Annotated in this window: 11 protein-coding genes; 7 read left to right on the forward strand and 4 right to left on the reverse strand. The window is 72.8% G+C overall.

Annotated elements, in window-relative coordinates:
* Nucleotides 1–10: 10 nt before the first annotated feature.
* The 6 genes from ACIBI5_RS26315 to ACIBI5_RS26340 all read left to right on the forward strand — a co-directional run bounded on the left by ACIBI5_RS26315 (nt 11) and on the right by ACIBI5_RS26340 (nt 6,510).
* Nucleotides 11–1,072 (forward strand): ABC transporter substrate-binding protein, encoded by a 1,062-nt coding sequence (locus ACIBI5_RS26315; protein WP_184964847.1) that lies wholly within the window; start codon nt 11–13, stop codon nt 1,070–1,072.
* Nucleotides 1,059–2,585, forward strand: a complete 1,527-nt coding sequence (locus ACIBI5_RS26320) for a sugar ABC transporter ATP-binding protein (RefSeq protein ID WP_397251090.1) — start codon at nt 1,059–1,061, stop codon at nt 2,583–2,585. Before ACIBI5_RS26315 ends, ACIBI5_RS26320 begins: the two co-directional genes overlap by 14 nt.
* Entirely contained in the window at nt 2,578–3,495 is a 918-nt protein-coding gene (locus tag ACIBI5_RS26325) for an ABC transporter permease (RefSeq protein WP_397251092.1), read from the forward strand. Before ACIBI5_RS26320 ends, ACIBI5_RS26325 begins: the two co-directional genes overlap by 8 nt.
* A complete protein-coding gene (locus ACIBI5_RS26330; protein WP_397251094.1) occupies nt 3,492–4,457 on the forward strand; it encodes an ABC transporter permease in 966 nt (321 codons plus the stop codon). Before ACIBI5_RS26325 ends, ACIBI5_RS26330 begins: the two co-directional genes overlap by 4 nt.
* 40 nt (nt 4,458–4,497) lie before the next feature.
* Complete coding sequence (locus tag ACIBI5_RS26335) at nt 4,498–5,466, forward strand: SDR family NAD(P)-dependent oxidoreductase (protein ID WP_397251096.1); 969 nt, start codon at nt 4,498–4,500, stop codon at nt 5,464–5,466.
* Between the two features lie 99 nt (nt 5,467–5,565).
* Entirely contained in the window at nt 5,566–6,510 is a 945-nt protein-coding gene (locus ACIBI5_RS26340) for a sulfotransferase family protein (protein ID WP_397251098.1), read from the forward strand.
* A gap of 35 nt (nt 6,511–6,545) precedes the next feature.
* On the opposite strand, the gene ACIBI5_RS26345 is transcribed toward ACIBI5_RS26340, so the two are convergent.
* The 3 genes from ACIBI5_RS26345 to ACIBI5_RS26355 all read right to left on the reverse strand — a co-directional run bounded on the left by ACIBI5_RS26345 (nt 6,546) and on the right by ACIBI5_RS26355 (nt 9,360).
* Nucleotides 6,546–7,442: a hypothetical protein gene (locus tag ACIBI5_RS26345; RefSeq protein ID WP_397251100.1), complete on the reverse strand. Its 897-nt coding sequence runs from the start codon at nt 7,440–7,442 to the stop codon at nt 6,546–6,548.
* A 104-nt stretch (nt 7,443–7,546) separates the two neighbouring features.
* Nucleotides 7,547–8,212 (reverse strand): response regulator, encoded by a 666-nt coding sequence (locus ACIBI5_RS26350; RefSeq protein ID WP_397251102.1) that lies wholly within the window; start codon nt 8,210–8,212, stop codon nt 7,547–7,549.
* Entirely contained in the window at nt 8,209–9,360 is a 1,152-nt protein-coding gene (locus ACIBI5_RS26355; RefSeq protein ID WP_397251104.1) for a sensor histidine kinase, read from the reverse strand. Before ACIBI5_RS26355 ends, ACIBI5_RS26350 begins: the two co-directional genes overlap by 4 nt.
* A gap of 163 nt (nt 9,361–9,523) precedes the next feature.
* Here ACIBI5_RS26355 and ACIBI5_RS26360 point away from each other — a divergent pair, with 163 nt between their 5' ends.
* Nucleotides 9,524–10,714 carry an alpha/beta hydrolase family protein gene (locus ACIBI5_RS26360; RefSeq protein ID WP_397251106.1) on the forward strand — a complete coding sequence of 397 codons (1,191 nt, stop codon included), beginning with the start codon at nt 9,524–9,526 and terminating at the stop codon, nt 10,712–10,714.
* Between the two features lie 57 nt (nt 10,715–10,771).
* Here the strand turns inward: ACIBI5_RS26360 and ACIBI5_RS26365 are convergent, their stop codons facing one another.
* Nucleotides 10,772–12,094, reverse strand: a complete 1,323-nt coding sequence (locus ACIBI5_RS26365) for a serine hydrolase domain-containing protein (protein ID WP_397251108.1) — start codon at nt 12,092–12,094, stop codon at nt 10,772–10,774.
* Between the last annotated feature and the right edge of the window lie 19 nt (nt 12,095–12,113).

The raw sequence follows: 12,113 nt of genomic DNA on the forward strand, positions 1-12,113 counted from the left end.
AGGAACCACCATGTCCCGCACCGCGATCCTGGCGATGGCCGTCCTCGTGACCGTGGCCGGCTGTGCCAAGGGCGAGGAACCGCAGACGGCGGCCGCGCCGTCCTCCACGGCCGGTCAGCAGGTCGTCAAGACGCCCACCGGCACCGCCGAAGGACCGGCCTGCACCCTGGAACGCTTCGGCGGCGCCGCCTTCGACCTGAAGAGCGCCACGGTCGGCTTCTCCCAGTCGGAGAAGGAGGCCAACCCGTTCCGCATCGCCGAGACCAAGTCGATCAAGGACGAGGCGGCGAAGGTCGGCATCACCAACCTGAAGGTGACCAACGCCCAGTCGCAGTTCTCCAAGCAGATCACCGACGTGGAGCAGCTCATCGCGCAGGGCGCCAAGCTCCTGGTGATCGCGCCCCTGAACTCCGACGGCTGGGAGCCGGTGCTGCAGCAGGCGGCGGCCAAGAAGGTCCCGATCATCACGGTCGACCGGAAGATCAACGCCAAGGCCTGCACCGACTACCTGACCTTCATCGGCTCGGACTTCTACGAGCAGGGCAAGCGGGCCGCCGACAAGATGATCGAGGCGGTCGGCGGCAAGGGCAAGGTGGCCATCCTGCTCGGCGCGCCCGGCAACAACGTCACCACCGAGCGCACCAACGGCTTCAAGGACCGGGTCAAGGAGAAGGCCCCCGGCATCACGATCAGCTTCGAGCAGACCGGCGAGTTCGCGCGGGAGAAGGGCCAGCAGGTCACCGAGCAGCTCATCCAGTCCAACCCCGACATCAACGGCATCTACGCGGAGAACGACGAGATGGCGCTCGGCGCCGTGACCGCGCTGAAGGGCGCGGGCAAGCAGCCGGGCGACATCAAGATCGTCTCCATCGACGGGACCAGGAGCGCGGTCCAGGCCATCGTCGACGGCTGGCTGCACTCGGTGATCGAGTCGAACCCCCGCTTCGGCCCGCTCGCCTTCGAGACCGCCGCGAAGTTCCTCGGCGGCGAGGGCATCGCCGAGAAAGTGATCATCTCCGATCGCGAATACGACCAGGCCAACGCCAAGGACTCGCTCGGTGAAGCGTACTGAACCCATGCTGGAAGCTCGGGGGATCACCAAACGCTTTCCCGGCGTGGTGGCGCTCGACGACGTGCATCTCGCCCTCGGGGCCGGCGAGGTGCACGCCCTCGTGGGCGAGAACGGCGCCGGCAAGTCCACCCTCATCAAGGTCTTCACCGGCGTCTACCGGCCCGACGGCGGCGAACTGCGCTACAACGGAGCACCGGCCGGCTTCGCCTCCCCCCTGGAGGCGCAGCGGGCCGGGATCTCCACCATCTACCAGGAGGTCAACCTCGTCCCGATGATGAGCGTCGCGCGCAACCTCCTGCTCGGCCGCGAGCCCCGCGGCCGGCTGGGGGTGATCGACACCGCCAGGCTGTACGGCCACGCCCGCGCCGTCCTGCGCGGTTTCGGCCTCGACACCGACGTCAGGCGCCCGCTGCGCAGCCTCGGCGTCGGCGCCCAGCAGATGGTCGCCCTGGCCAGGGCGGTCTCCGTCGACGCCAAGGTGGTCATCATGGACGAGCCCACCTCGTCGCTGGAGCCGCGCGAGGTCGAGACGCTGTTCGGCGTCATCGGCCGGCTGCGCGCGTCCGGCATCGCCGTCATCTACGTCAGCCACCGCCTCGACGAGCTCTACCGGGTCTGCGACAACGTGACCGTGCTGCGCGACGGCCGCGTGGCGCACACCGGGCCGCTGGCGGGCCTGGACCGGCTCAAGCTCATCTCCCTCATGCTCGGCCGCGACCTGGCCGAGGTGAAGAGCGGCGGGCTCACCCGCTTCAACCGCGACCAGGGCGCCGTGAACGGCACGCCCGTCGTCGAGGCCCGCGGGCTGACCCGGCGGCACGTGCTGTCCGACGTCACCGTCTCGGTCCGGCCCGGCGAAGTGGTCGGGCTCGGCGGGCTGCTGGGCGCCGGCCGTACGGAAACCGCGAAGACCATCGTCGGCGCGCTGCCCCTGGACGGCGGGCAGGTGCTCGTGGCGGGGGCGCCGCTGCCCCGCGGCGGGACCAAGGCGGCGATCGGCGCCGGCGTGAGCATGCTGCCCGAGGACCGCAAGGCCGAGGGCATCATCCCCGGCCTGTCGGTACGCGACAACATCGCGCTGGCCGCCCTGCCCTCGCTGGCCCGCGCGGGCGTCGTGTCCGACTCCCGGATCGACCGGGTGGTGGAGATCTTCATGCGGCGGCTGCGGATCAAGGCGTCCTCGCCGCACCAGGCCGTGTCGGAGCTGTCGGGCGGCAACCAGCAGAAGGTGCTGCTGGCCCGGTGGCTGGCGGTGCGGCCGAAGGTCCTGCTCCTGGACGAGCCCACCCGCGGCGTCGACGTCGGCGCCAAGGCGGAGGTGCAGGCCCTCATCGACGAGCTCGCCCGGGAGGGCCTGGGCGTGCTGCTCATCTCCTCGGACCTGGAGGAACTGGTCGAGGGCGCCGACCGGATCCTCGTCCTGCGCGAGGGCGCGGTGGTCGGCGAACTGTCCGGCGAGAACGTGACCGAGGAGAAGATCATGGCGGCCATCGCGGAGCGCGCCGATGACTAGGTGGATCCGCGACTACGGCGTCTACGCCGCGGTGCTCGCGCTGCTGCTGTTCAACGTGCTGTTCACGCCGTACTTCCTCGACGCGGCCAACTTCCGCACCCAGCTCGTCCAGGTCTCCCCCATCGTGATCATCTCGCTGGGCATGGCGCTGGTGATCGGCACGAAGGGCATCGACCTGTCCGTGGGCTCGGTGATGGCGATGGCCGCCGCCCTGACCGCCCTCTATCTGGGGTACGGCGCGGCGGCCGCCCTCGTGGTCGCGCTGGCCGGCGGCGCCGTCGCGGGCGCGGCGGGCGGCACGCTCGTCGCCTACGTGGGCATCCAGCCGATCGTGGCCACCCTGGCCCTGCTCGTCGGCGTCCGCGGGCTGGCCAACGTGCTCGTGCCGCAGCTGGTCGAGTTCCGCAACCCCGACCTCATCGCCCTCGGCAGCAGCTCGTTGTTCGGCGTCCCGCTCATCGTGATCATCGCCGCCGTGCTGACGCTCGTCGTGGCCTTCCTGGTGCGCAGGACCACGTTCGGGCGACAGGTGGTGGCGATCGGCGGCAACCGGGCCGCCTCGGAGCTGTCCGGGCTGCCGGTGAAACGGGTCCTCGTGCTCGTCTATGTGATCTCCGGGCTGCTCGCGGCGCTGGCCGGGGTGCTGGCGACCGCCCGGCTGCAGGCCAGCGACCCCACCTCGCTCGGGATGTTCATCGAACTGTCGGCGATCACCGCGGTCGTCGTGGGCGGCACGCCCTTGTCGGGCGGGCGGATCAGGGTCGCCAGCACCGTGATGGGCGCCCTGCTGATGCAGTTGCTGTCGGCCACGCTCATCAAGCACAACCTGCCCCAGTCGTGGACGCAGATGGTCCAGGCGGTCATCATCCTCGCCGCCGTGTATGTGACGAGGGAGCGTGTCAGGCGATGACGACCGTCACCCGCAGGGAAGAGATAGGCCGGGTGCTCCAGCAGCACGGCGCGCTGATGGTGCTCGGGGTGCTGATCGTCGTCGGCACGCTGGCCTTCGACTCCTTCGCCACCGTGGGCAACGCCGCCAGCGTCGTGGTCTCCTCCTCGTTCCTGGCCGTCGTCGCGATCGGCATGACCTTCGTGATCATCGGCGGCGGCATCGACCTGTCCGTCGGTTCGCTGTTCGTGCTCGGCGGGGTGCTCGCCGCCGCCGGCTCACGGTACGGCTTCGCCGCCGCGCTGCTCCTGCCGCTGGCCGTCTGCGGCCTGGTCGGCCTGGTCCAGGGCCTGATCATCGCCAGAACCGGCCTCGCGCCCTTCATCGTCACGCTGGCCGGCCTGCTCGGCGTACGCGGGCTCATGCTGGCCATCTCCGACGAGGGCGCCACCACCTACCTGGTCTCCGATCCGGCGTTCGCGGCGCTCGGCCAGGGTGCGCTGCTCGGGCTCACCTATCCGGTCTACGTCACGGTCGTGCTCGTGCTGGCGGCGATGGTGCTGCTGCAGCGGACCGGGTTCGGGCAGAACGTCTACGCCATCGGCGGCAACGAGCAGGCGGCGGCGCTCATGGGGGTGCCCGTCGCCCGGACGAAGGTCCTGGTGTATCTGATGTCCGGGCTGCTGGCGGGCCTGGCGGGGGCGCTCAACGCCGCCCGGCTGTCATCCGGCGTGACCATTCTCGGCATCGGCATGGAACTCGACGCCATCGCCGCGGTGGTCATCGGCGGGACGCTGCTGACGGGCGGGGCCGGTGGCGTCACCGGGACGGTGGCCGGGGTGCTGCTGCTCGGTGTGATCCAGAGCCTGATCAACCAGGTCGGCAACCTCACCTCCTCCTTCCAGCAGGTGGTCAGCGGGGCGTTCCTGGCGCTGGTCGTGGTCGCGCAGCGGCTGCTCAGCAGGGCGCAGCGGCTGAACTGACGTTTGACCTGGAGTGAACTCCAGGTCCTAGCGTCGGAGCATGACGACACGGCAACGCAAGATCGGCTCAGGTTTCGGCGCCACGAGCACCACCGGCGATGTCCTGCGCGGAATCGACCTCGGCGGGCGGCTCGCGATCGTCACCGGCGGCGCCTCCGGCCTCGGCCTGGAGACGACCCGGGCCCTCGCGGAGGCGGGGGCGCACGTCGTCGCCCTCGCGCGGCGGCCCGAGGAGGCCGAGGAAGCGGTCAAGGGCATCGACGGCGTGGAGGTCGGGGAGCTGGACCTCGCCGACCTGGACAGCGTGCGCGGCTTCGCCGAGCGGTTCCTGGCCTCGGGCCGCGCGGTCAATCTGATGGTCAACAACGCCGGGGTGATGGCCTGCCCGCCGACGCGCGTCGGTCCCGGGTGGGAGGCCCAGTTCGCCACCAATCACCTCGGCCACTACGCGCTGGTCAACCTGCTCTGGCCGGCGATCGCGGACGGCGCGGCCCGGGTGGTGTCCCTGTCCTCCAGGGGCCACCAGCTCTCCGGCATCCGCTGGCCCGACGTGCACTTCACCGGCGGCTACGACAAGTGGCAGGCCTACGGCCAGGCCAAGACCGCCAACGCGCTGTTCGCCGTGCACCTGGACGCGCTCGGCGAGGACGCGGGCGTGCGCGCCTTCTCGGTGCACCCCGGCGTCGTCGCCACCTCACTGGCCCGCCACATCCCCAGGGAGGAGATGATCGCCAACGGCTGGATGGACGAGGAGGGCGCCATCGACCCCTCCGCGTTCAAGACCGTCGCGCAGGGCGCGGCGACCCAGGTGTGGGCGGCCACCTCCCCCAGCCTGGCCGGGATGGGCGGCCTGTACTGCGAGGACGGCGACGTCGCCCCGCCCGCTCCGCCCGCCCCGGCCGACGGCGCGCTGACCGAGGGCGTGCGCGAGCACGCGTGCGACCCGGACCAGGCGGCCCGCCTCTGGGCGCTCTCGGCCGGACTCACCGGCCTCGACGCCTTCGCCTGATCGACGATCCTCACTGAGAGCGTGCGCCGCCTTGCCGGGAAGGCTTGCAATATCCCACACATTTGGTAGGAAAAAGGGGGTACAGCCTAAGGAGCGACCATGCCCCTGCCGGACTTCCTCGTCATCGGCGCCCCCAAGACCGGGACGACCGCCCTGCACGCCGCGCTCCAGCGCCACCCGGACCTCTTCCTGTCCGCGGTCAAGGAGCCCAAGCACTTCCTCACCGGCGGTCCGCCGCCCACGCAGGGCGGTCCCGGCGACGCCGCGACCTACCGCGAGCACGTGTGGCGGCGCCAGGACTACGAGGCGCTGTTCGCCGGGGCGCCGCCGGGCGCGCTGCGCGGGGAGGCGACGCCGTTCTATCTCTATGACCTGGCCGCGCAGCGGCGCATCCACGCGGCCCTCCCCCAGGCCCGGCTCATCGCGATCCTGCGCGATCCGGTCGAGCGGGCGCATTCCAACTGGGTCCACCTGTGGTCGGCGGGGCTGGAACCGCTCGACGACGTCGTACACGCGTGCGCCGACGAGCCGCGGCGGATCGCGGCGGGCTGGGCGCACTTCTGGCACTACACCGGTCTGGGCAGGTACGGCGAGCAGCTCGCCCACCTGTACACCTTGTTCCCGCGCGAGCAGGTGCTGACCTTCCGCTACCGTGACCTGCTCGACCGCCCGGCCGAGACGCTCGACCGGATCTGCGCCTTCCTCGGCGTCGCCGAGGGCCTGCTCACCGAGGTGCCCAGGGAGAACGTCACCGCCCACCCCGGCCGGCGCCCCTCGTTGCTGTCGGCGTTCCGGCGGCGGCTGCGCGGCGGGCTGGCCGACCGCGTCGAGACCCGGCTGCAGCGCGACGGCCTGGCCCGGCGGCCGCTGACGTGGGAGCAGCGCCGTGAGCTGATCACCTACTTCGCCGCCGACATCCTGCTCCTGCAGCAGGTCACCGGCGAGGACTTCAGCGACTGGCTCGGTCCCAAGGAACGCTCCGGCGGGCTGGTCGGCCCACGCCCGCCGGGCCAGCGCCAGGCCAGGAACGGCCGCCCCGCCTGATCGGCCGGGCCTGGCCGATCAGGCGGCGCGGCCGATCAGCGGAGTTCCGTGCGGAGCTCGTGGGCGCCGTCCGGCCTCGTGTACTCGTAGTACAGCCGGGTGCCGCCCCCGGGCAGGTCGAGGATGTCCAGGTAGCGCAGGCCGCCCCCGTGGTGCGGGGAGGCCGCGGCGGGTTGCGTGCCGACCGGCGTCATCGAGGCGGGCTCGTCGCTCCGCGCGACCCCGGTCCGCTCCTCGTAGTTCTCCGTCGCGCTGGCCCGGCCGTCGTAGAAGGCCACGACCCCCTCGCCCTCGAAGCGGACGGCGCTGACGCGCACCCCACGGGCGTCCCAGAGGCCGGGGCGGCCGCTCAGCGCCGTTCCGTGCCAGGTCCAGTCGAGGCCGTCGGCGCTGGTGGCGTAGTCGGTGACCATCTGGTCGGCCTCGTCGGGGTCGGCCAGCGGATGGCAGGAGGCCCACAGGTGCCATTGGCCGCCCCTCCGTACGATGACCGGGTCCTTCACGCCCGTCTTCGGGTCGCCCGGCAGGACGGTACGCCGCGCGGCCGGGTCGAACCCGGACGGGTCGGCGGCTTCGAGCACCTCCACCCGCCAGTGCTTGGTGCCGGGGGTCGCGCAGCTCAGGTAGAGCCGCCAGCGTCCCTCGGGGGTGCGGACCAGGGCGGGCCGTTCCAGCGACTCGGCGGCCATCCGCTCGCGCGTGATCGTCACCAGCGGCTCGAAGCGCTCGCCGTCGGCGGAGCGGGCGACCACGATCGCGTAGCCCCGCCCCTCTCCCACGGGACGGCGCAGCCGGTAGGCAAGGTAGATCAGGCCGTCACCGGCCACCGCGCTGGGCGCGCCCGCCCAGTACCCCGCGCCGGACACCGGGGGGCCGATCGCCACCACCGATCGGCCGGGGTCGGGAAGCATTTCCTGGATATCGATCGACATGGACATGACAGTAGGGCCCGGTCCCAGGCTGCACATGGGGCTTCACCTTCACTTGGAAGATTCATGTATTTCCTATTTACTTTATAGGGAATGCGGCGGGCGTGTCACGGCCCCGCCGGGCGAACGAGGCCGCTCTCGTAGGCGAAGACCACGACCTGGGTACGGTCGCGCAGCCCCAGCTTCACCAGGACCCGGCTGAGGTGCGTCTTCACGGTGGCCTCCGCCAGGCACAGGGCGGCGGCGACCTCGGCGTTGGACAGCCCGCGCGCCACCTGGACCAATACCTCCCGTTCGCGGGAGGTGAGTTCGGCCAGCCGTTCGTCCTGCTCGGGAGCGCCCGGCATGAGCTGCGGCGCGAACCTCTCCAGCAGGCGGCGCGTGACGCGCGGCGACACCGCGGCCTCGCCCGCCGCGACGTTGCGGATCGCGGTCAGCAGGTCCTCGGGGCGCGTGTTCTTCGGCAGGAAGCCCGCCGCCCCGGCCTTCAGCCCGGCGAAGGCGTACTCGTCCAGGTCGAACGTGGTCAGGATGAGCACGCGCGCCCCCGGGGTGTCCCTCGCGATCCTGCGGGTGGCCTCGATACCGTCGACGCCGGGCATGCGCACGTCCATCAGCACGACGTCGGGGCGCAGCCGCCTGGCCAGCCGCGCGGCCTCCTCGCCGTCGCCCGCCTCGCCCGCCACCACCATGTCCGGCTCGGCCTCGAACACCATGCGGAACGCCATGCGCAGCAACGACTCGTCATCGGCCAGCAACAGCCGGATCGTCATGCCGCGCCCCTGCCCGCCAGGCCGGCCGCGAGGTCGAGCCGCGCCGACACCCGCCATCCCCCGCCGGGCACCGGCCCGGCCTCGAAGCTCCCGCCGTAGGCGGCGACCCGTTCCCGCATCCCGGCCAGCCCCCGCCGGTCGCCGGCTCCGGGCGCCCTCCCGGCCGCGGCCCCCGGCGCCCGGCCGGTGGGCGCGTCGTTGGTGATCTCGACGGTGGCCTGCCCCGGTGTCAGGGCGAGCGTGACCACGGCCGTCGCGCCCGGGGCGTGCCCGAGGACGTTCGTCAGCGCCTCCTGGGCGAGCCGGTAGACGGTGAGCTGGGCGGCGGCCGGGATCGCGGCGGGGTCGCCGCTCATCTCCAGGCGGGTCGGCAGCCCGGCCGCGCGCATCCTGCCGGCGAGGGCGTCGAGCTGGGCGATCCCCGGCGCCGGGTGCAGCGGCTCGGCCACCTCGCCGAGGGCGCGGCGCATGTCGGCCAGGGCCTGCCGCCCGGTGTCGGCGATCTGGTCGACGGCGGCGTCCGCGCGCTCGGGAGCGCGCCGGCGCACGTACGCGGCGCTGTCGGCCAGCGCCACCATGACCGACAGGTTGTGCGTGACGATGTCGTGCAGGTCGCGGGTCATGCGGGCGCGCTCCTCCGCGACGGCGAGCCGGGCGCGCCGCTCGCGGTCGTGCTCCAGCGACAGCACGTACGCCCGCCGTTCCCGCGCCCACAACCCCGTCGTGAGGGCGGCGGCGACCAGTGCCGTCAGAGCCGCGGCCGTGAACGGGAACTGGCCGGGCGGCGCCCACCGGGCCGCGGCCAGCAGCGCTCCGGCCTCCAGCGTCACCCCGGCCGCCGCCGTCCACCACCAGGTGCCGCGCGCGGCGACGGTGTAGAGCGCGACCAGCAAGGACACGTCGGCGGGCAACTGCACCCCGGCCACCCACTGAACGGCCGCGGCCACCGCGATCGCGAAGAACACCGTCACCGGCGCCCGCCGCCGCCACACCAGCGGCGCCACCAGGGCGAGCTGCAGCGGGACCAGCTCCGCCCGGGCCGTCACCTGGCCCGGCCCGAGCGTGACCACGAAGATCGCAGCCGCCAGCAGCCCGTCGACCGGCAGGGACGAGCGTCGGGCGAGTGCCATGAGAGCGGCCGGTTTCATGGCGTTCACCCTAGTTGTCCTGCGGGTTCGCTCCCCATCCTCCTCCGGGATGAACATCCGGGCGGGTCATCCAGAAGTCGCAGGCGGGGATCAGCCGTTCGCCGCTGGGCCCGGCCCGCGCCCCGCTGCGAGCCTGTCGGGACGTTTCCGATGAGGAGTCCGCATGACCTTCACCATGATCCCCGCGGCGCTCGCCGCGCTGACGCTCGTCACCTCCGCCGCCTCAGGCGCGCAGCCCGTGACGGTGGACCTGCCCGCGCCGGGCGGGCCGTACCGCGTGGGAACCGTCGCGGTGCGGCTGGTCGACAGCTCGCGTCCCGATCCGCTGGTCCGCTCGAAGCCCTACCGGGAGCTGATGGTCAGCCTGTGGTACCCGGCCAAGGAGAGCGGCGCGCCCGTCGCCCCGCACATGGCGCCCCTCGCCGCGGCCGACTGGGACCGTCACTCCGCGCCGCCCATGGGCATCAAGGCGGGCGCCGTGAACTGGGCCGCCACGGCCACCCACGCGCGCACCGGCGCACCCGTGGATCCCCGGGCGGGCAGGCTGCCCGTGGTGCTGTTCGGCTCCGGGGACGGCGGCCCGCGCACCCTCGGCACCACGCTGGTGCAGGACCTGGCCTCACGCGGCTACCTGGTCGTCACCGTGGACCACACCTACGAGGCCGACCAGGTGGAGTTCCCCGGCGGGCGGGTCGTGCGGGCGCTGCCCCTGCCGTCGAAGCTGACGCCGCGCGTCATCGCCAAGCTCCTCGCGCGCCACTCGCAGGCGCGGCTGGCGGACATGCGGTTCGTCCTCGGCCGGGTCGCCGCGCTGGCCGGCGGCGGAAAGCTGGGGATCGAGGCGCGGCTGCCCGACGGCCTGCGCGGGGCGCCGGACCTGTCGCGGGTGGGGGCGCTCGGGCAGTCGCTCGGCGGGTCGGTGGCCGCGCAGCTCGTCCACGACGACCGGAGGGTGGACGCGGGGGTGAACCTCGACGGCGGCTACGTCGGCCGGGTGGCCACGACGGGGGTCGGCCGGCCGTTCCTGCAGCTCGCGGCCGAGGCGCACACCCGGGAGAACGAACCGAGCTGGAAGTCCTTCTGGCGGGCCTCGACCGGCTGGAAGCGGGAGCTGCGCTTCGCGGGGGCCGCGCACGGCTCCTTCACCGATCTTCAGGCGATGCTGCCGAAGATCGCCGAGACGGTGCCGAAGGTGCCGGTCGCCGACTTCGTGGGCACCATCGACCCCCGGCGGTCGGTCGCGGCACAGCGGGCGTACGTGGCGGCCTTCTTCGACCTGCACCTGAAGAACCGGCCCACCCGGCTGTTCGACGCGCCCAGCCCCCAGCACCCCGACGTGTCGATCATCCCCTGACCCCGTGCCGGTCCGGCCGGGAGAGAACTTCCCGGCCGGACCGGCGCCACGCGGGGGTCAGCGGATGCGGCGGGCCGCCCTCCCGCCCAGATGCAGGAAGGAGATCTCGCCCGCGTCGTCGCGCAGGAACCGGCCCACGGCCCGCTGCGGGTCGGCGGCGAGCGTCACGTCGTCACCGCCCTCGACCAGGGCCAGCGCCATGTCGGGCATCCCCTCCACCCCGGCCGCCACCAGCTCGGGCGTCAGCACGAACCGGGCCACCAGGTTCTCGTCCACCTCGAAGACCCACTGGCCGGCGTCATAGCCGCCGGCGTACTCGGGGGCGGGCTCGCGCAGCGTCAGCCGTACCTCGTCGTGCTTGGCGTCGAGCAGGTGCTCCAGGCACCAGTCGGTCACCCGCTTGCCCAGGACCTTGCCCGGCCCGGAGTTGGTGAGCGTGGTGACGGCGAAGCCGCGCTCGGGGGCCAGGACGAACGTGGACAGCTGCACGTTGCCGATGTTGCCGCCGTGGGTGACCAGGCGGACGCCGCCCTGCTCCTCCAGCAGCCACGGCAGGCCGACCCCGGACCACGGCACGCCGACGGCGACGTGCTCGGAGCGCATCAGCTCCCTGGTGGCGGCGTTGACCGGCCGTTCGCCGCCCAGGCCCAGGTGGAAGGCGGCGTAGCGGAGCTGGTCGCGGACCGACGAGGCGAGACCGCCCTCGGCCATGGCGTCGCGGAACAGGCCCCAGGTGTGCGAGACGTGCGCGCCGTCCTCGCGCACGACGTGGCCGACGGCGTGCGGGCGGGTGGCGGCGACCCAGGGGAAGAAGAAGCTGTCGCGCATGCCCAGCGGCTGGAGCACGACCCGCTCGACGACGCTCTCGTACGGCTCGCCGCACACGACCTCGATGACGCGCCCGAGCAGCCGGAACCCGGCGTTGCTGTAGGAGGCGAGCGTGCCGGGGGCGAAGAGCTGGGGCAGCCGCTCGTAGACCTTGATCGCCTCGGCCAGCGCGTCGTCGCCCCAGCTCTGGCCGTCGTCGATGTCGCCGAGGAACCCGCCGGTGTGGGTGAGCAGGTGCCGGATGGTCACCTCCTGCGCGGCGGTCTCGTCGGCGAGCCGGAACTCGGGCAGGTACGTGCGTACCCGCCCGTCGAGGTCGAGCCGGCCCTCCTCGATGAGATGCATGATCACGGTCGCGGTGACCGTCTTGGTGGTCGACCCGATCTGGAACAACGTGTCGGCCGTCACGGGCGCCGGCGCGTCGACGCTGGTGACGCCGGTGGTGAGCACGTGTTCCGCGCCGTCGAACAGCACGCCCACGGCGGCTCCGGGGACGTGCAGGGAAGTCGCCTCGCTGTCGAGCAGGCTCTGCAGGTGGGTGAGGTCAGCCATTCGCTCATCCTGCTGCCCG

Origin of the sequence: Nonomuraea sp. NPDC050540, assembly GCF_044457485.1 — a bacterium.
In the GTDB taxonomy this organism is placed as follows: Bacteria; Actinomycetota; Actinomycetes; order Streptosporangiales; family Streptosporangiaceae; genus Nonomuraea.

Excerpts from the sequence above, each read along its gene's own strand:
- ACIBI5_RS26355 (WP_397251104.1), bottom strand. The coding sequence starts at position 9,360 with ATGAAACCGGCCGCTCTCATGGCACTCGCCCGACGCTCGTCCCTGCCG.
- ACIBI5_RS26325 (WP_397251092.1), top strand. The coding sequence starts at position 2,578 with ATGACTAGGTGGATCCGCGACTACGGCGTCTACGCCGCGGTGCTCGCG.
- ACIBI5_RS26350 (WP_397251102.1), bottom strand. The coding sequence starts at position 8,212 with ATGACGATCCGGCTGTTGCTGGCCGATGACGAGTCGTTGCTGCGCATG.
- ACIBI5_RS26340 (WP_397251098.1), top strand. The coding sequence starts at position 5,566 with ATGCCCCTGCCGGACTTCCTCGTCATCGGCGCCCCCAAGACCGGGACG.
- ACIBI5_RS26345 (WP_397251100.1), bottom strand. The coding sequence starts at position 7,442 with ATGTCGATCGATATCCAGGAAATGCTTCCCGACCCCGGCCGATCGGTG.
- ACIBI5_RS26315 (WP_184964847.1), top strand. The coding sequence starts at position 11 with ATGTCCCGCACCGCGATCCTGGCGATGGCCGTCCTCGTGACCGTGGCC.
- ACIBI5_RS26335 (WP_397251096.1), top strand. The coding sequence starts at position 4,498 with ATGACGACACGGCAACGCAAGATCGGCTCAGGTTTCGGCGCCACGAGC.
- ACIBI5_RS26365 (WP_397251108.1), bottom strand. The coding sequence starts at position 12,094 with ATGGCTGACCTCACCCACCTGCAGAGCCTGCTCGACAGCGAGGCGACT.
- ACIBI5_RS26330 (WP_397251094.1), top strand. The coding sequence starts at position 3,492 with ATGACGACCGTCACCCGCAGGGAAGAGATAGGCCGGGTGCTCCAGCAG.
- ACIBI5_RS26360 (WP_397251106.1), top strand. The coding sequence starts at position 9,524 with ATGACCTTCACCATGATCCCCGCGGCGCTCGCCGCGCTGACGCTCGTC.